The organism is Micromonospora trifolii (assembly GCF_050516465.1).
Lineage (GTDB): Bacteria > Actinomycetota > Actinomycetes > Mycobacteriales > Micromonosporaceae > Micromonospora > Micromonospora trifolii.
On sequence record NZ_CP191526.1, the window covers coordinates 7,187,965 to 7,206,973 of the forward strand.

At 66.6% G+C, this 19,009-nt stretch carries 14 protein-coding genes; 4 read left to right on the plus strand and 10 right to left on the minus strand.

What is annotated here, in order from left to right:
* Positions 1-342: 342 nt before the first annotated feature.
* Genes ACQRWP_RS33585 through ACQRWP_RS33600 form a run of 4 tightly spaced genes read right to left on the minus strand, consistent with a single transcriptional unit; the run spans position 343 to position 7,674 of the window.
* Positions 343-2,352 (minus strand): AIPR family protein, encoded by a 2,010-nt coding sequence (locus ACQRWP_RS33585; RefSeq protein WP_430500134.1) that lies wholly within the window; start codon positions 2,350-2,352, stop codon positions 343-345.
* Complete coding sequence (locus ACQRWP_RS33590) at positions 2,349-3,353, minus strand: PD-(D/E)XK motif protein (RefSeq protein WP_430500136.1); 1,005 nt, start codon at positions 3,351-3,353, stop codon at positions 2,349-2,351. Before ACQRWP_RS33590 ends, ACQRWP_RS33585 begins: the two co-directional genes overlap by 4 nt.
* On the minus strand, positions 3,350-6,148 hold the full coding sequence (locus tag ACQRWP_RS33595) for a Z1 domain-containing protein (protein ID WP_430500137.1): 2,799 nt from the start codon (positions 6,146-6,148) through the stop codon (positions 3,350-3,352). The genes ACQRWP_RS33590 and ACQRWP_RS33595 overlap by 4 nt, the downstream gene beginning before the upstream one ends.
* Positions 6,149-6,195: 47 nt before the next feature.
* Positions 6,196-7,674 (minus strand): ATP-binding protein, encoded by a 1,479-nt coding sequence (locus ACQRWP_RS33600; RefSeq protein WP_430500139.1) that lies wholly within the window; start codon positions 7,672-7,674, stop codon positions 6,196-6,198.
* Positions 7,675-8,006: 332 nt separating this feature from the next.
* On the opposite strand from ACQRWP_RS33600, the gene ACQRWP_RS33605 reads away from it, so the two are divergent.
* Positions 8,007-9,959 carry a DNA cytosine methyltransferase gene (locus ACQRWP_RS33605; RefSeq protein ID WP_430500140.1) on the plus strand — a complete coding sequence of 651 codons (1,953 nt, stop codon included), beginning with the start codon at positions 8,007-8,009 and terminating at the stop codon, positions 9,957-9,959.
* A gap of 18 nt (positions 9,960-9,977) precedes the next feature.
* Here ACQRWP_RS33605 and ACQRWP_RS33610 read toward each other — a convergent pair whose 3' ends face one another.
* From ACQRWP_RS33610 to ACQRWP_RS33630, 5 genes are all read right to left on the minus strand, one after another.
* Entirely contained in the window at positions 9,978-11,282 is a 1,305-nt protein-coding gene (locus ACQRWP_RS33610) for an ATP-binding protein (RefSeq protein ID WP_357710574.1), read from the minus strand.
* A 42-nt stretch (positions 11,283-11,324) separates the two neighbouring features.
* Entirely contained in the window at positions 11,325-11,753 is a 429-nt protein-coding gene (locus ACQRWP_RS33615; RefSeq protein ID WP_430500142.1) for a very short patch repair endonuclease, read from the minus strand.
* A gap of 242 nt (positions 11,754-11,995) precedes the next feature.
* Positions 11,996-12,565: an N-acetyltransferase family protein gene (locus tag ACQRWP_RS33620; RefSeq protein WP_430500143.1), complete on the minus strand. Its 570-nt coding sequence runs from the start codon at positions 12,563-12,565 to the stop codon at positions 11,996-11,998.
* A complete protein-coding gene (locus ACQRWP_RS33625) occupies positions 12,562-14,079 on the minus strand; it encodes a helix-turn-helix domain-containing protein (RefSeq protein ID WP_430500144.1) in 1,518 nt (505 codons plus the stop codon). The genes ACQRWP_RS33620 and ACQRWP_RS33625 overlap by 4 nt, the downstream gene beginning before the upstream one ends.
* A 121-nt stretch (positions 14,080-14,200) precedes the next feature.
* Positions 14,201-14,719, minus strand: coding sequence for a flavoprotein (locus tag ACQRWP_RS33630; RefSeq protein WP_430500146.1), 519 nt, complete (start codon positions 14,717-14,719; stop codon positions 14,201-14,203).
* A gap of 214 nt (positions 14,720-14,933) precedes the next feature.
* Between ACQRWP_RS33630 and ACQRWP_RS33635 the strand changes: the two genes are divergently transcribed.
* Entirely contained in the window at positions 14,934-16,040 is a 1,107-nt protein-coding gene (locus ACQRWP_RS33635; RefSeq protein ID WP_430500147.1) for an FAD-binding oxidoreductase, read from the plus strand.
* Positions 16,041-16,120: 80 nt separating this feature from the next.
* Positions 16,121-16,789, plus strand: coding sequence for a hypothetical protein (locus ACQRWP_RS33640; protein ID WP_430500148.1), 669 nt, complete (start codon positions 16,121-16,123; stop codon positions 16,787-16,789).
* 99 nt (positions 16,790-16,888) lie between these two features.
* On the opposite strand, the gene ACQRWP_RS33645 is transcribed toward ACQRWP_RS33640, so the two are convergent.
* Positions 16,889-17,773, minus strand: a complete 885-nt coding sequence (locus tag ACQRWP_RS33645; protein ID WP_430500149.1) for a fibronectin type III domain-containing protein — start codon at positions 17,771-17,773, stop codon at positions 16,889-16,891.
* Positions 17,774-17,979: 206 nt separating this feature from the next.
* On the opposite strand from ACQRWP_RS33645, the gene ACQRWP_RS33650 reads away from it, so the two are divergent.
* Positions 17,980-18,885, plus strand: coding sequence for a hypothetical protein (locus ACQRWP_RS33650; protein WP_430500150.1), 906 nt, complete (start codon positions 17,980-17,982; stop codon positions 18,883-18,885).
* Positions 18,886-19,009: the final 124 nt, after the last annotated feature.

Consider the following 19,009-nt stretch of genomic DNA (forward strand, 5'->3'; position numbering starts at 1 on the left):
CCGGGCTCCTGTCGAGAGGGTGGACAGGGGCAGGCTACGGGGGACCGTCGGGAAGCTGGGTCCAAAAACCTCCTCCGAGTGCCGGACAAGGAAGAGTCGGGCGAGGTGACGACAGAGAGCCTCGTGCTCGGCCGTCATCGTCGTGACCGCAGGTGACTCCGTGAGCCACCAGTCGGGCGAGGGAGTGAGGTCGGTGAGCTCCCGCGAGGTGGCGGGAGTGTGATGAGTGAGCCAGGGCAGCACCTGGATCCAGGATGCGTCGTGGTACGCCTCGGGAGGGAGATCACCAAGTGGTGCGCTGGTCACAGGGGTCCTTTCATGCTCGTACAAGGCGCCACCACGTCAGGGCGTGCTTCTGAACCCGAGCCGCTGTGCCTCGGTCATGACCCGCAGTACCTGGGACGCCTGCTTCTCGACGATCGGCCAGTTGTTGTTGATGTAGCGGCCGACAGTCTCAGCCAGCTGTCGCTGCCAGGGTTGGAGGTTCCTCGTCTCCTTGGCCCATCTGGCCAGAGCAAACCATTCGGGGGCGGAAACAGCCATCACCAGACCGACATCGCCTCCGGTGGTGTTATCCGGGTCCGGCGGAGCGCTGTCATCGAGCGGCTGGTCCGTCAACTCCGCCAAGAGGTCGTCGGGAACGGTCCACGGGATGGCGAGCACTGCCTCCCAGCAGTCCGGGCGCTTCGCCCACTCGCCGATGTTGGTCCCTCCCCTGGACGGGCTGACGATCACCTCACGCACGGGCGCACACAGGTCGTCGAGGGCGGCGGCGAGCGCAGGTGACAGGCCCTGCTCCCGCCATATGCGGTCCAGGTCGACCCGTCGGTTGGTGGCCTCCGCCAGTCGCGCGATTGAGTACGAGGTGATATTGATCTTGTATCCGCCGAAGTCCCTCGCCGCGACGATCTTGTCGGTGGCCTTGAACAAGATCGCCTTGGCGAGCAGACGCTGCGCGTAGCTGACGTTGACGGCTGGGGCGTTCTCGCCCATCCGCATCATGAGCTCGCGGAAGTTCTTCTCCGCCCCACGGCTCACCAAGTAGGGAAGACCGGCCCAGGAGTGGATGAACTTGGCCGCGTCAGCCTTGGTGAACTTTTGGCCGGTCGGATGCAGGCTTTTGAACTTGCGCTGGTTCGCGGGGGTGCGTTCGCGGGCCAAGGCGTCGGTGTACTGCCCTCGGGCGCGCTCGTAGAACCACTTCGTCTCCTGGCCGCTTCCGTCCGCTGCCGGCGCCCAGAGCGATCGCGTGACCTGCTCGATGGCCACGTGGAACGGGTGGTTGGAGCTGAAGTCAACGACCGTGACCTTGTTCTGGGTGTTCGAGTACTTGGAGATCTCCGGAACGATTTCCGGCAGGCGATCGGGGGAGACCCGGGTCAGCTTCATCTGTACGTGGACGCGGCTGAGATCCGCCTTGTCACGCGAGTGCGCGTAGTGGATCGAGGCCGTGGTCTGACCGCCGTTGACGATCTGCAGATCGTGGATCTTGCTGATCGCCTGGCCGCCCTCGGGCAGTTCGGTGAAATCGACGGTCGAAGCAGTGGCGGTGATGCCGTTGTTGTAGGCCAGAAAACGGTCCGGGTTGTGCAGAAGGGTGTCCCGGATGCCCTTGTTGACCCCACCCTTGGTCTGCAGGAACGACCGGACATTCAGCTCCAGCAACCGTGTGCCGTGCCGGCCGTAAAGGTCAGCCAGGTCCTGTCCTCGAATGATCGCCAGGAAGACCGAGTAGTTGCGGTCGGTCTCGGGCGTGGCGAGGCAGGGGAGCGGGGGATCGAATTCGACCGCGATCGGCTCGCTGAGCGTCCCCGAGGAAGCCAACCGGTGGAGCCGGGTGAGGTCCCAGACCTCGTGGGTAACGGTGAGACCGTCCAGCTCGCCGGGTGGCAGCGTCGAGACTGCGCTGACGGTGTCCGTCAGGAGGAACAGTCGGATCCGTGGAGCGTTGGGTAGAGCTTTCTCAACCGCGACGCACATGTCATGCACGTCCGACGACTCATCGATGTCCCTGGCTAGACCGTCACGGCACTTGCGCACGAAGGTCAGCAGCCGCTTGAAGTGCCCCTCGGCCTGGCTCCGAGTCAGGCGACCCTCCTCCGGCTGAAGGCTGAACTGGGTGATGAACAGATCCAGGGTCCCGAGGGACTCGTTCATCCCGTAGCCGTTGACCTCAAGACCGAGCGCCTTGTGGTAGGCGGTAAAGGTGTTCTCCACCTCACCGGCCTGCTCCAACTCATCAAGCACCCGGCGGGTGAAGGTGTCCGGAGCGGTGGCGTTCTCCGCTTCCGCTGTCGCGAGCACGTCGGCAACGAGCTCCTGGGCGTAGGCCGACAGGCTGGTCTGGCTCATGCCTCTCCCTTGACAATGCTGGCTATCCGCTCGGCGGAGACACCGTACTGGTCCAGGCCGACAGTGCTGATTCGGTAGCGGCAGCCCCCTACCCCTGGCCGTAGGTCAGCCTCCGTGATGCGCGGGAAGTCGCCGGTGACGTGCCAGAAGTCCGTTCCCCGGACTGTGTAGCGGAGCTCGTCGTACAGATGCCGGTGTTCGGAGAGGTAGCCGGCACTGATGAGCAGATCATCCAGTTCTGCTCGCACCACCGGCGGCGACGCCTCCCTCAGCGAGCCGACGATGGCGTTGAGCGACTCGCCCGAGCCGCCCCGACGCTCGTCCAGCGAGAGATGGGCCAGCAGCAGATGACCGGTACCGGTGTCATCGAGCTGACGCTCGCTCGCAATGACGATGCTTCGGGGGCTTCTTCCCGTCCCGGTCTTGACCTCGATGGCACAGGTCGCCAGTTCGAAGTCCTGATCCGCTCCCATCGGCCCGCGCCAGGCCGACACCGCCTTCTGAGGCGGCAGGACCGGCCAAAGGTGGTCGCGTAGGACGACCAGTTCCCCAAACAGACCTCGTCGTGCCTCTTCACCGAGCCCCGTGTCACGGATGGACTGGAGGAGGTGACGCCAGTGCTCGAAGCGCTCGATAGCCGCAGTCAGAGCCTCAACGGGGCCCTCCGCTAAGTGCGCGGTCGTGGCCACGTCGGCGATCAGCGGATTGAAGACCTCCCGCCGCTCGTCCGCGGTGAGGACGACCCGAAGCTCGGTGCTCCCGTCAGGAGCCGTCGCGAACTCGATCGCAAGACCCCGAGTGCTGGGCAATGACGAATACCGTTCGGCCACCGACCGACCGGCAGACGCGGGCACCCGCAGAAGGAGCACCCGCCTCCCCGTTGGCTGCTGAACTGCCAGGAAGATGTCGTGCCGCGATCGTGGAAACAGGCGCCGGGCGACGATGCCGTACGGGTGATTCTCAGCCTCGAGAGGCGCCCAGTCTTCTTCTCGGACCCTCACTCGTCCGGATCCTCGTCATCGAAGAGATCGATCTCGAGTTGCCTCCAGACGTCATTGACCACGTATTCGGTCTCCGTCGGGTGCTCCGAGAACGGGAAGCTGATCGCGAAGCCAACCAATGGAGGAAGGCTGGCGTCGGTCTTTCGCTCGGGGTGTTCGATCGGATAGATCAGGAGCAAGGGCTCCTGCACGGGTCGGAACCTTCGGAGCGGCTGCCCGGTGGGGATGGTCGGCTCTTTGAACTTCTTTCCCTTGCGCGCTGCTTCGAGCCGGCGAGCGGCGCTCGTCGCCTCGAGCGCACGTGTTCTGAGTTCATCGGAGAGGTCCCTGCTCTCGTCCGTAGGGCTGAGGACCCGCTTGATGACATGCCGCCCCTCTTCCGGCTCCATGCCTTCGGGACCGGAACGGGTCACCAGACGAACTGGGTGCTTACCAATCTCACGCCACGTTCCGCTGGGCGTGCCCACCAGCCGCACAGTCCAGTGGGACAGCTCGCCCACCGCGACGCAGCCGCGGATGTACTGGGCGATGAGCGCCGGACGTACTCGGTAGGAGCCGCGGTCGGAGATGTACCCGTCGAGGAATCCGTCGATGATCTCGGTTGGCGGCACGCCTCGCCAGACCAGGCTGGTCCCGTCGCGCTCAGGACCGCCCTGCTGGTCCAAGCCGGTGATGAAGCGTTCGAGAATGTCAGAGTTCCGTCGGACAGCCTCAGGGTGCAAACTGAAGACCGTTGTTTCGGGGAGCTCGCCGGAGTAGCTGAGCCGCACCTTGACGCCGCGTCGCATTTTGTTGGCGGCGGTGACCGCTAGCCCGGCGGGAGAGGCGCGGACCCGCAGTCCGAAGCTCTCCGGCGTCTGACCGAGGCGGGCCATCTCCTCGAAGTCCCGACGGAGCTCGTTGTCCGCTGCAGTGATCTCCCCGTACGACTTGAAAAGCTCGGACGTCGTGTACAGCCGGCACAGGTCCTCGTACCCGGGTCGGTAGCCGAACCAGCGGCCCATCTGGAGGAGAGTGTCGTACATGGACGACGCTCGCAGGTAATAGCTCACGCTGAGACCCTCGAGTGTGAGCCCGCGGGAAAGCTTGTCCGCGCCCACGGCGATCACGGACAACCCGGCCTTGCGCTTCTCGTAGTATTCGAGCGCGTCGCGGGAGGTGCCGTTGACGGCCCGCACATCGACCTTGCGAAGGGCCGGTCGCAGCTCCTTCTCGACGTCAATCCAACCTGTCGGCGGGGCCTCCTCGGCCGGGAACGTCGCACTCGTGACGGCAAAGTCCCGCTCCCACAGGTCCCGAAGCTGAGCAAGCAAGTGGGCGGCCTCCCCGCCCATCCCGTCGCGGAGCCGGTCACGCATCAACTCAACGTATTCTTCGATCTGGTCGCGGATCCGATTCTGCACACTGACGAACCGCGTGACGTGCACGAGCATGGAGTTGTGCTGACTGCCCTGTCCCCGCACCCGACGGGCAGCACACGTCAGAACGAAGGTATCGATCGCATCGCGGAGTGACACGGGAAGCTCTTCCGACGGCACCCATTCCTTCTTGTGCCGACGAGGCATCCACCTCTCGTGGTCACGAACGGGGCGGAAGATCGGAAGGGCCTTGACACTGTCGTCCTCCAGGTCCGTCGCGCTCAGTCCGAACACCCGTTCCGGTCCCAGGTAGTTCGAAGGCGCAGGCAGGCTCTCGATGAAGCTTTCGGGGAACAGGTCGAGCCCGAACGTGTCGTGGTCCGCCTTCGGCTTGATGTAGATATTGGCAAAAGGCGTCGCGGTGTATCCGACGTACGCCGCCTTGTCGAAGCTGTTGAGCAGATGCCTGATCGACCGGTTGATGGTCGAGGGGTCGGTGTCATCGTCCTTGGTCGTGTCGACGGACGCGTGATCCGCCTCGTCGTCGATGACGAGGAGAGGAATGTCCCGCACGACCTTCGACTTGCCGTCCCCGACTGGCACGCCCTCAACCTCGACGATCCACTTGCGGACGTTCTCGAGGATGCTCTTGTGCTTCTTGATCACGAGAACGACGGGGTAGTCACCGATCGGCAGGTTGAGGTTCCTGGCTATCTGCTGCTTGAAATCCCCGCCCTCCGCGCTGTTCGTCAGTGATGCAATCTTCAGCCGCTTCACGCCGGGCATCACTCCGACACCGATGCGTGCCGTGTTAGTGGTCTCGTCGTAGCGCTGCTGGTACTGCGTGTCGAAGCCGAGCAGGCCCTCATCCACCCGGAGCTGGGTCTGACTCCGGAGGCTGTTGTGAATGCCGGCCAGGATCACGATCAGCTTGTAACCGGCGTCGGCCGCCTTGCTGGCGAAGCCGATGTAATTGCCGGTCTTGCCCGACTGCACCTGGCCGACCACGAGGCCGGTACGGCGCCAGGCGCCTGGACGCCACGGGTCCTCGATCTGGCGCAGGATACGGTCTGTGCTCTGGTCCAGTCGGCGAACAACCCGCGGCGGCATCAGGCGGACATCCTCGAGATACCGACGGTAGCGGTCCCAGAAGTCCCAGCTGCGCTCCAGCTGAGCCTCGGTGAGCCATTCGATGTGGTTGCGATCGTCCTTTAAACCGACCGAGTCGTCCTGCCACACCGCAACCCGCGACTCGATCTCCTTGAGCAGAACGTCCCGGTCAAGCAATTGCCCGCGGGACTGCTGCATCATCCAGATCGGATCGACGCTCTCCGCGATCTCGTCGTGCGTTGCCTGACGGTCCTGAGGAAGCAGTGCGAGCACGAGCCGGATCGCCTGCTGCATCGCGTCATGGTTGTCCTGCGTCTGCGCGGTCATGTGGCCCTCCCCATTGATCTGATGTGCGGTCGGCGGCGGTAGGGCCGTCAGCGTTGTTGCCAGAAGCCGTCGAACTGGTCGAAGGGCGGCATGAGCGCGAGGCGCTCCTTCGCCTCGCGAGGGGTCCGGCCCTGGGCGACGAACGCGGCGTAGATGCGGTTAGCAACGTCGCCCACTTCCTTGGGTGCCGCTCCCAGGAACGGCTCGGGGTCGTCCGCCACGTCACCGTCGTGCATGATCCGCAGCGCGGCCACCGGGACGGTCTCTTCAAGCAGCCTAATCAGCGCCTTGGCGTCGACGGCCGCATCGGGGCCGCCCTGCATCACCTCCCGCACCAGCGGATGGTCGCGGTTGATGCGACACCGGATGCTGCCGTCGCGCTTGTCCACCCGCCAGGCATAGATGAACTCGGCACCGTGCTCCCGGGCAGCGATCCGACCACGATGGCTGAGCACCTCGGCGGCCCTGCTGCGGGTCGCTGTGCCGATGCGCTGGAGATGGCGTCGAACACCTACCGGAGGCACTGCCGTCGACTTCCGCACGTCGATGGCCCATTCGGCGTCCGCCTCAGCCGGGACGTCCACCACGATCCGCGCCAAGTTGTACCGCTCGTCGCGCCGGAAACCGCGGATGCCGAGCCAGTCGCCAGCGAGGATCAGCCGGTCCCTTCGGTAGACGTAGAACCCTTGCTGATCGAGCCAGCCGATTGGACCGGCGGCCTGTTCCTGCTGCTCGTAGTCGAGCTTCTTGGGATGGGGCAGGATGAACGGCTCGATCCGCACGGTGTGCGCACCGACGGGCAGCTCCTCGGTGGGAAGTCGCTGAACCGAGGGATGGCCGCTCAGAAACGGATCCCACGCCTTTACGGGAGTGCCGTTGACCGTCAACGTGATCCGGTTCCGGCCAGTCAGGAAACGGGCGAAGACCATGCCGAGGTGCTCCTCGACGCGGGTTACCTCGGTGTAGAACTGCTTCTGCGCGCGGGTGTCCTCCACCGCTAGGCCGTCGACGTCGAACCGGTGCAAACTTCGCCAGATCACGGTTGTGCCGACACCTCCGTCCGGTCGCAGCCGGGCCAGAGTTTCAGCGGTTTCGTCATCGGTGCCGTGCAGCAGGCGCCACTCGCTGGTGGCGGACACGACCGCCAGGTCCCAGGTGCGGACAGCCTCAGCTGCGCCGGCCTCGGGGCTTGTCGCAACCGTGAGTCGGGCGGCCTGCGAGAACGATGCGCTCTTCAGGCCCATACCGAACCGCCCCAGATCCTCAGATGCGCGAGCCTTGAAGGAGCCGCGGGCGGCGACCGTCATCGCGCTGACAAGGTTCTCGGTCGTCATGCCTCTGCCGTCATCCACGACGGCCACCCACGAGGCAGGGCCCGCCCAGGTGAAGTAGACGTCGATACGACGGGCGCCGGCCGAGACGCTGTTGTCAACGAGGTCCGCCACGGCGGCCTCGACGCTGTACCCGAAGGACCGCAGAGAGGTAATGGTTCCGGCGGGATCTGGGTTGGCGATGTCGTAACTCAAAGCAGGTCGCTCCAGTCGGGCACGGGGCTCGGGGGCGCCGCACAGTTTGCGTTCGTGGCTGTCCGACCGAATCAGCGCACCGATGTGGGGTGCAACGTTGGACTCGGTGCGGACAGCGCGAGTATAGGGAGGTGATGCTTCTCTCACGTGGTATGTCAAGATCGTTTATTGTGCTTGCGGGTGTTACATGCCTTTTGCCCGCGATGCTTCCACCCGTACGGATGGTTGGTTGCTCAGGTCAACGGGCGGGTTGACAGCAGGACGCAATGAGTCGCGGTGTGTCGGGATGGGCGATCGTCGACACAGGCGGCCTAGCGGTAACCTGCCTGATCGTGACCACTGAAGACCAGCCCGCCGCCACCCCTGTTCGTCGCCGTGGGTACGGGGTCAAGCTGGTTCGCGGTCCTTTCCTTCGTCTCGCTCCTCATCCTGACGCCTGCTCGGAGCCCGAGGAGCTCGTCTCCCTGGCATCAAGGCTCAGGGCTGGCGGCGGCCGTTTGGCCGCCGACTTGTTCAGCGGTGCTGGCGGTCTCAGCCTGGGACTCGAAGCCGCTGGATACCAGGTCGTGATCGCGGTCGACCATGACGAGGAAGCGATCGAGACCCACCGACATCATCACGGCGGGATGAGCGTCGACTGGGACCTAGGGGATCCAGAGCGGGTTCGGCAGGTGGCTGAACTGATCAAGGCTGCGGGAGTGGAACTCCTCGCTGGCGGCCCTCCCTGCCAGCCGTTCTCGAAGGCTGGGCGCTCGAAGATCAGGCACCGCGTCCGTCACGGGCTGCGTGACCCGTACGACGAGCGGCGGGACCTGTGGCGTTCCTACCTTGAGATCGTTCGCATCGCCCGCCCTCAGGCTGTTCTCATGGAGAACGTGCCGGACATGGCACTGGACAAGGAGATGTTCATTCTCCGGACCATGGTCCATGAGCTGGAGTCGATCGGTTACGCGGTCGAGGAACGCTCGGTGGAGACCTTCCGCTACGGCGTTCCGCAGTTCCGACAACGGCTCATCCTGGTGGCGCTCCGCGACGGCGCGGCCTTCACCTGGCCGCAGGAACAGCGCGAGCGGGTGACGGTCTGGAATGCCATCGGCGACCTTCCGGAAGTGGAAGGCGGCTGGCGGCCGACAGGCGGCGCGGAAGGCTGGACCGACTACGACCGACCGCAGAGCGAGTTTCAACGGCGTATGCGGAAGTCGGTGCCTGCGGACGACGCAAAAAAGATCTTCGATCACATCACGCGGCCCGTCCGCGAAGATGACGCTCGCGCCTTCGAAGCGATGGACGCCACCACTCGGTACCGGGATCTCCCGGACGAGGTCAAGCGATACCGCGAGGACATCTTCGACGACAAGTACAAGCGGCTCGACGAAAACAACTTGTCGCGTACGATCACCGCACACATCGCCAAGGACGGCTACTGGTACATCCATCCGCGGCAGAATCGCACCATCACGGTTCGCGAGGCGGCGCGGCTTCAGACGTTCCCGGACTGGTTCCGCTTCGCCGGGCCACCATCTGCGGCGTTCCGCCAGATCGGTAACGCTGTTCCCCCGCTGTTGGGAGAGCACCTCGCTGGCGCTGTACGCGCGGCCCTGGACGATCCGCGACCGGTGCCCGCGACGACGCAGGACATCGCTGCGCTTCTCGCCGCGTGGTTCGACAGCGCGGCGGTCCGCGGCCTCCCTTGGCTGAGGGCGGAAACCCGCTGGCAGGTGATTCAGGCCGAAATGCTTCTGGACCGCGCGCCGGCCGAGGTGGTGCGCTTCATCTGGCCACTACTGGCCCGCTGGCGTGAGCCGCAGGAGACTGTCCTCGCGGAGGCTGAGCTGCTGGAGATCAGCAAGTGGGCTGGGCGGCCTGGCCGAGCCGGGGCGATTCTGGAACTGGCCGGCCGGCTCGCCGACAACCCGGAGCTGCTCCATGGCGACGACCAGCTCCGCCATGTCCCAGGGCTCACCGAAGCGGTGGCCGACCTCGCGATTCTCGTGGTGCCCGCACACAGCGAAGAGGAGTCCGAGGAGCCTGTTCTTGTGACGAAGGGCGTACTGCGGGTGGCCGCCCGCTTCAGCGGTGATCCTGTCGATCGTCGGAACCGGCTCACGGACGGCCGCTTGGAGATCGCCCGAATGATCGGCGGTGATTCGGACGCCCGGCGAGCCCATCTGGGTCTGGTTGAGCTGGCCAACAGCCTGTGCCGACCGATGGAACCGGAATGCAATGCCTGCCCGCTCCAGAAGCTCTGCTCGGAATCGCGCGCCGACCCGCTACGGCTCTTCTAAGCCGGGTCCGTCAGCGGCTCAGGGCTCCAATCCCAACGACTGGGCGATCTCCGGGGCGTCCTTGCGCAGGGTCGACGCGATTCGTTGCCAGGCGGCCCACTCGCCGGACTGCATCGCCGCCGCTCGCAGGGCGAGCCCGGTGGTCGTCGCTGCCTGCGTGGCGGACCGCACGTCGGCGGACGCGCTGAGGTCTTGGGGCAAGGGCTTCGCCTTCACCCGGGCGCTCTTACGGTAGGCGTCGTTGGCGTAGCCGCACAGCTCGTTGACCGGCGCCTCCAGCATCTGACGCAACTGGGCCGGTAGCGACACCCGCATCTTCGCGACGTTGATATTAAAGGCGGAGTCGAGGTCCGTGCTGAAGTCGAGCGAAGCCCTGGCCATCTTGGTGTGCTCGTCGATCCCACGGATGGCACTCCAGCCGCCCCACTGAACCAGCCGGTCGGCCCGGTAGACGTAGAGACCCTGCTGCCGGTTCCAGTTTAACGGCCCCGACATTCGCTCGAACTCGCTTGGCCTGGAGAATCTGTCACGGGACGGCAGGATGAAACGGCGAAGGTCAACATGGCCCGAGACATCGCCGGCGGCGATCTCAAAGCGCTGCGCGGGCAGCTCGGAAAGGCCGTCCTCGTCCGGAGCGAACGGGTTCCATGCCCGCACTTTCTGACCGTTGACGGTGATGACAAGCGGAGTGCGTCCGCCGACGCCTTCGAGGAATCGATGGAACACGATTCCGAGATGTTCCGCCGTCTTTGTTGCCAGCGCTTCCAGTCGCCGGCGTGCCCAGCCCCCCTCGGGACGCTTCTCGGGAAGCACCCGGTCGAGGTTGCGCCAGAGGACGACAGTCCCTGTGCCCTCGGCCAGCCACTGACGGGCTCTGGCGATATCCGGATCCGCACCGGGATCAATCACGATCCACTGATCCCATTCCTCGACCACGTCAAGGTCGAGGACTCGGGCTGAGGTCCGCACAACGTCGGGGGTGCTGCGGGAAATCACTGCAACCGAACGGCACTGCGACAGGGACGCGGTCTTGAGACCCAACCCGTAGCGGCCGAGATCCCCTTTCTTGTAGGAGCGACGTGTGCCCAGTCGGAGCCCCTCGAGCAGCGCACCGGGAGACATGCCACGTCCGTCGTCGGCGATGTAGACCCGGGTCTTCGACCCGGCAAATTCGATCATCACCTCCACGCGCAAGGCGCCGGCGGCGACGCTGTTGTCGACGATGTCGGCCACTGCGGTCGGGAAGTCATAACCGATGTCGCGAAGCGAGTTGGTCAAGCGTGCAGCCGAGGGTGCGACGTCGAACCACGCCTTGCCGGGCATCTGCCCACCTCCGTCAGCTCGTCCCTGATGACGACCAGGATGTCACAACCTACGTCGTGATCTTGAAACAGGCGCCGGCGGTGTCCGTAGATGTCGCCATGTCTGCTCCACCTCATCCGCCACGGCCACCGGGTCCTCGTGTTCCCAGAAGTGCCGAACCTGCCAACCCAGCGCCGTCAGTGCCGCGTCCTTCTCCCTGTCCCGTTCGACGTTCCGACGCAGCTTTTCCTGCCACCACTCACGGTTGTTCTTCGGCATCACCCCGTGTTTCGGGCACTGGTGCCAGAAGCACCCATCAACAAAGACGGCCAGACGTGCTCTGGTGAAGGCGATGTCAGGTCGTCCCGGCAGTTCAGGGTGGTTGATCCGGAACCTCAGGCCGCGGTGGTGCAGTTCTCGGCGGATAAGTAGTTCGGGCTTGGTGGAGGATCGGCGCATGCGCTTCATCTGGTTGGAGACCGCGTCACTCAACGGAGCTGGCCGACGAACGGCCGGCCCCCCAGAGCCTCCGGTCATCGCTATGCCCCCCGCACCCCGTCACAGCGGCCACACCCTCGGTGAACCACCCGCCGCCTGCCGCCGTACAGCCTCACGCTTCGCCCGCCGCCGGGCGGACACCCCAACCTCTGTCTGAGTGCCTCATCACCCCGGCGTACAACGATCACTGGCGAAGATCACGCTGGCACGGCGACCAACAGTCGACCAACCTTGCCTCAAGATCTGGAGCCAGTCGGATGAGGGCGGGTCTCTGCAGTGAGCAGCAGAACATCGAAGACTGGAGCATTCTCCCAGATCGGCCGCAACTTGGTGACCTTGTTCCAGCCCCAGGATCGGTATGCCAGCTGGGCGGCAGCATCGTCGGGACGGACCAAGAGTGTGGTTCGCGGCTCAGCCCGGCCCGCGACCAGCTCGTCATGCAGCGCCGCCGCAATGCCGTTACGTCGCCAGGCGGGGTGTACCAGCAGCTCGCTGAGCGCGAAGGTGCGAGTCCCGTCCTCCTCGGTGAACCCCGGCGGCACCGGCTCATGGATGCCTTCCCACCACCGTGTCTGTGCAGGCAGCGGAAACCCATAGATGTAGCCCACCAAGGCCCCGTCGACCGTTGCGGTTGCCAGCTCCCAGCCAGCTCGCTGCATATGGAGGTCGAGCTGCCGCCGGTAGCGGTCCTCGCTGTAGAACTCGCCGCCGCCCGCGTAGACCTCCAGGTAGAGGTCCACGAGCTGATCGAGGATCTGCTTAGCTTCCTCGGCGCTGTGATGGCGGAGTTGCAGACCCTCGATCACACACTCACCGCCTGATCGTAGGCGTCAACGAACCGGCGGCTTGTCGTGGTTGCCTGTGGTGGTGCCGCCAACTTGCCACGCACCTGCGCGAGATGCTGGCTCACTCGCTTCGAGTTGATCTGGCGTACGACGGGCAGGACGTCCAGAGCGATACGTGCCGCTTCGTTGACGTCGCCCTGCTGGTACGCGGCCTCTGAGAGCCGCACTGTGTAGTAGACCTGGTTCCGCCGATGGCCAGGCGAGGGGTTGGCAGTGATCGAGTGCAAAGACTGAACAGCGCGCTCAGGTCTTTCGAGGGCCAGATAGGAGAGCCCTTCGATCCCGTTCAACTCTTGGACGTTCACGAAGTGCACGAAACCCTGGTCGTCCTCGTGAGAGCCGCGGTCCAGCTCACGGCGGGCCTTGGACATTTCGCGGCTGAAGCCGCTGGCATCCCTCAGGACGGCGTATGCGTGTGCCCGGCGCAAGTGCAGCAACGTGGTGAGCCGAGGTGTGGCCCAGCCGCCGGACACCCGCAGAGCCGCTTCGGCGCAGTGCAGCGACTCGCCGGGTTGGCTCTCGCGGATCAGCAGGGACAAGTGCGTGAGAGCGCGGACTTCCACTCGCGGGTCATCTGCGATTCGTGCACGAGTGATGGCCTCGTTCAGGTACGGCCTTGCCTCGGACCGGCGATCGGCGTCAATGGCGAGCCAGGCCGCCTCGATGGAGAGGTCCGCCAGGGCGCTCTGAAGGGCGTCGCCGACCTCTCTGCTGTAGCTCGCCCGTGCCGCCCAGGCTGACAGCCTGGTGTGCGCTTGGATGGCGATGTCGCAGAGCAGATCTGCGCCCGCTGCCGCGTCTGCTCGCCGGAGATCATCGACCAGGGAGCTGGCCAGCTGCACATGCTCCATGCCGATGTTTCTCGGGACCTCGACGGGCTCTGCGAGCAGGTACGTGTGACCGCCTGCGGCCAGTCCCGCGAGTGCGGCCAGTACGTTGAAGCGTCGGCGGTCCGTAGCGCCACCCCCTTGGCCTGGTGCGTTCTCCATTCTAACTGCTGAGGTAGATCGCTCGCCCGGCTCGGTCAGCTGATCCTCGCCATCTGCGCGATCGGCGCCGTCGGCTATGAGGCTGGCGTCGATCCAACAAGGTTGGTCAGGGAGGCGGAACCATAGGCGCCCCGCCGGCACCCGAAGGAGCTTCGCCCAGTGGGCCAGCCGGTCCAGGTGTACGAGCGGCGGGCCGTTCTCCACCCGACTCAACTGTGCTTGTGTAATCCCCAGCCATCCCGCCACCACGGACTGCGGCAAGGCGACCCGCCCGTGGTACGGATGGCATCGGTACGCCCGGATCACCCGCCCGAGATGCCGCTCCATCAGCGCGAGTCGTACCGGCTCGTGCTCCCAGAAGCTCGCCGGAACCTTCGGTGGTGCGCTCAGCCGGTCCCGCTCAGCGGCGTGGCATGGCGCACACCGTCCGCTGTCGTTGTCCCGGGCCAGCCGTCCGCCGCACCGAGGGCAGTTCGCGTGTGTCACCGGCGGCTCCGTCCGTCTCGCCTCATCGAGCCTATCCATTGAACACGCTGCGTGGAGCGCTGGTATACGCACAACGCATATCGTCAAAGGACCGCCGGACAAGGGAACGGACGGCAGCTCCTCAGGCCGGACGCGCCGCCCGCAGCGTCTCGATGACCACACCCCACCGTCCCGGCCCGTTCACCGAGTCCAGCGGCTTCCCGTCGGCCACGACCACGCCGGCAGCACGCAGCACCGCCACGTGACCCGCATAGGCGGGATGCGCGGCCAACTCCTCCTTGGTGTGCGGAAACGCGAAGATCGGCAGCCCCGCCCCCAGCGACTCGTTGAGGACGCCGAGCGCCAGCGTGTCGTTGATGCCCAGCGCCCACTTCGTCACCGTGTTAAACGTGACCGGGGCGGCCACCACCACATCAGCCGGCGGGTGCGGCTCCGGGTCGCCAGGCATCCGCCACTCCACGCGTACCAAATAGCCGGTCTTGTCTTGCAACGCCGCCCGGTCGAGCCACGGCGCGGCGGTCGGGCTGACGATCATGCGCACCTGCCACCCGTCGGCGATCAGGAGGTCGACCAGCTCGTCGATGTGTTCCGCCGGACCCGCGGCGCAGACGACCAGATACAGCACCGGACGTTCCGTCATGCCCGCAGTCTGCCCGATTCGACAGTCGCAGAGTCGAGCGCATACCGATCGCGTATGCCGTCAACGATCACCATTACATGCCGTTGTCCCTGGTCAGCCGCGACAGTCGACGCATGGCCCGGGGCGGGTGCCCTGTCCCGGAACTGCGCCGGCCCTCAACGGCGCAGCTCCCCTCGCCCCGGTGCCAGCCCATGAATCAACGACTTGGAGCCCCATGCCCACCGCGATCGACGACGACCACCCGGCCCGCGTGAGCCTGGCCGCCGCCTGGGAGTCGATCGACGCGCGGGCCGCCGGCGACTTCTGGTGCACCCTCGAAGACCGCCGACCCGGGCTGCTCCCATACCGCGACACGCCGCTGTTCTTCACCGCGCTGGGCCGCCTCCTGATCGCCGGCGACGACCCGGCGATCCGGGCGGCGCTGCTCCGGGTGCTCGGCCACGCGTACCGTCATTTCGACCTGCTCCCGCACGCCACCACCGTCGGCGACGCGCTGCTCGCCACCGTGGCCCGCCACGCGCGCCCACTGTGGACGCCGCAGCTCACCGTCGCTGCCGAGCGCGCTCTGTGCCGCGCCGTGCGCGCCATCCGCCGCGCCGCCGCGCAGGCCGGTGACGGCCGGGCCTGGTGGCACGTCGAGGTGATCGGCCACGATCGGCCGGCGTCTGACATCGCCATCCTGACGGTACGTCCCTGGCGGCGACTGCCCTTCCAGCCCGGTCAGGCCGTGCCGGTCTGCACACCGCGCCTGCCGGGGCACTGGCGCTGGCTCTCACCGGCCAACGCCCCACGCGCGGACGGCACCGTCGAGCTGCACGTCCGCGCCGTACCCGCCGGCACCGTCTCCCACCGCCTGGTCCATGAGGTACGCCCCGGCGAGCTGCTCTGGCTCGGCCCACCCGGCGACACCGGCCTGAGCCTCGAGCCGACGAGCACGAGCGATCTGCTTCTCGTCGCCGGTGGCACCGGCCTGGCGCCGCTGCGCGCCCTGGTCGAACAGGTCGCCGCCGCACCGGACGGCCGGCTGGTGACGCTGATCGTCGGCGCGCGCACCTTCACCGACCTGTACGACTCGATCGCCCTCGACAAGCTGCAATGCGCCCACGACTGGCTGACCATCGTGCCGGCGCTCTCCGACGACCCCTGCGCCGAGCCGGCCGAGCGGGGCGACGCCCTGACCATCGCCCTCGAACACCACCAGCCCGGCCAGGACCTCTACCTCTGCGGCCCACCCGCGATGCTGGCCGGCGCGCGGCCACGGCTGATCGACCTCGGCATCCCCGCCGCCCGCATCCACCTGCCCAAAGGCCTCACCCACTGATGGCTGCGCCTTCTCATTGATCGATCGCCATGAGAGGCTTAAACGCCTGAGCGTGTTCGCCTCAGCGCGGGGGGTAAGCGGTGGAGGGTGCTGACGGTCCGTCTCGGTGGTCGGTCGAGAAGTTCGGGCTGCCGCTGGCAACCACTCTGCGCACGGCGATCCCAGCGGCGTTGCGCCGCGCGGTCGAGCTTGCGCAGGATGCCCGCGATGCCTCGGAGTTGGACACCGATCACGCCTTCGGTCCGGTCCGGTGGAAGCAGCAGTACGAGGTGTTGCACGAGTACCTCCGTGACCTCCCCGACGTGGCGGACGTGCACCCACCGGGCGCCCAGGTGCGGGTCACCATTTGCAGGGGGCATCTTCTGTTGCCCTGGCGATACGCGACCCGGAGTGACCTGGACATGCGCGACGCCCGCCCCGGGCGGGACCTCAACCGGCTGATCCGAGACCTGTTGATCCTCTTTGGGCCTGAGCCGGGCCATGAGGAGGTCACTCTGCCGCTGATGCCGCTCACCCCGGAGGAGGCCCGCGACCGCTCAGCTCTTCGGGAGGCCGTGGAGCAGTTGGCCGACGAGCCAAGGGTGCTGCTCGTCGGGTTCGCCTGCAACTCCGACGAAGGTCTGCTCCGGGTGTCGTGGGGTGAGGCGGCTCTGCTTGGTGGCACCGAACTCAAGTGGGGCCACGTCGAGGACCTGCCGGTCCAGGGCATACGGCATCCGTCGCGAGACGTCGGGAGTAGTTCCGCGTAGAGCGGTATACCTGTGAGGCATAGATATGACTCACAGGTATACCGCTCGTCAGGACAAGGCCGGCCGGACGCCCGCTCACGTCGGTCACCCGGAGCGCGGTCAGGAGTAGGTGTCGCCGAACTCGCGTACCCCGTCGACGTCCAGCGTGATCCGGTCGTTCTCGGTCCACTGGCCGGTGGCGGCGACCCAGCTTGGGTCATCGCGCTCGTCGATGGCGCTCCAACTGTGCCGGTGGTGCCGTAGCTGGATCGGCCCGGTCGACTGGCCCGGCGCGAGCGTGCCGTCGGTGAAGGTCAGCTCCACCCAGCCGGGGACCGGCGTTCCCGGGATCGGGTAACCCGGCGGCGCTGGCGTCGTCATCCCGCCGGGCGGCCCGCCTGGCGGGATGAAGAACTGCACGGTCTGCCGGATCCGGGCACAACCCAGCGCGGCCCAGTCGCAGTTCGGCACCAGCGAGGTGTTGGCGCCCTCGAAGCGCAGGTGGTAGCGCACCTGCACCGTGCTCAGGTCGAGTGGCCCGGTGCCGGTGTTGGTCACCTTCAGGAGGTGCTGGATCTGGTTGTTCGTGGGGGACCAGTCCAGGTTGAGGTAGCTGACCGTCGCGCGGCCGGCCGCGGTGCGCACTGTGGTGGTGGGCGAGGTGTCGGAGTAGCCGCCGAGCGCGCGGGCGGCAACCGCGATCCGGTACGTCGTGCCGGGTGCGAGGTCGGTCAGCGTGATCGTGGTGTCGGTGGTGGAGCCGAGGAAGCGGTACGTGTTTGGCCCCAGCGGCACCTGCACCTCGTAGTTGATCGGCTGCTCCGCGCCGGGCTCGACCCAGGCGGAGGGCGCCCAGCTGAGCGTGAGTTGATGTGGTTCGTTGGCCACCACCGTGGGGGCGCCGGGGGTGCTGATCGCCGGCCCGTCGGCGTGGGCGGCGTTGACGGCGAGGAGGCTCGCCAGCGCGGCGAGGGCGATGGTGGCGGTGACGCGGCGGGCAGGCATAACCAAATGGTATGCACGAGCATCGATGCCTGCGCATCGTCCGTCAGGCCAGTGCCGCCGAGGACGGATCCAGTCCGTTACGCGACGTAGTCGGCTTGGAGATAACGCCTGGTCGGGCGACTACCTAGCGTGAATCCGTCATCACGAACGGCCTCGACGTCGGCGTCGCACCTGCCGCCCCGTCCGGCCTCAGACGGGAGAAATCCATGCGTACTCAGAACAAAAGTCGGCGGCTCGGCGCCCGAGTGTCCGTACTCGTGCTCGGTCTTGTCGCGGCCGGAGCGGTGCTCGCCCCGGCGAGCCCGGCGTCCGCCGCGGTCCCCGGTCTGGTGCGGATCACCGCGACCAGCGTCAACAACTCGGCCGACTATCACAGCGTCACGGCGACCTGTCCGGTCGGGAAGGTGCTCACCGGCACCGGCTACGAACTCAACGGTGTCACCGGCGAGGGCATCGTCGACGACCTGCGTCCCAACGGCGGCGTCGCCACGGCGCCGACGGCGGTCACCGTCGGCGCCTACGAGACCGAGGCGTTCGCGGGGAACTGGTCGGTGACGGCGTACGCGATCTGCGCCAACCCGGTGCCCGGCCTGGTCCGGGTCTCCGCGGTCAGCGTCAGCAACTCGGCCGACTTCCGCAGCGTCACCGCGACCTGCCCGGTCGGAAAGGTGCTGACCGGCACCGGCTACGAGCTGAACGGCGTCACCGGTGAAGGTGTCGTCGACGACTTCCGCCCCAACGGCGGCGTCGCCACGGCACCGACCGCGGTCACCGTCGGCGCGTACGAGTCGGACGCCACGGCCCTGAACTGGTCCGCCACCGCGTACGCGATCTGCGCCAACCCCCTCGCGGGCCTGGTGCGCACCTCGGCCGTGGGGGCCAGCACCTCCCTCGACTTCCGCAGCGTCACGGCGACCTGCCCGGTCGGGAAGGTGCTGACCGGCGCCGGCTACGAGCTGAACGGGGTGACCGGCGAGGGCATCGTGGACGACTTCCGCCCCAACGGTGGTCCCGCGACCGCCCCGACGTCCGCCGCGTCCGGCGCGTACGAGGAGGACGCGTTCGCCGGGAACTGGTCCGACACGGCGTATGCCATCTGCGCCACCGCGTAGTCCAACGTTGATCCGGTGTGGTCGCCTGGCAGTGGCCGGGCGGCCATGCCGTTTGTCCGTTACGGGGCAGAATGTCGGATCAGAGTGGTTTAGTTGGGCCGTAATCCGTAGACCAACAACGGTC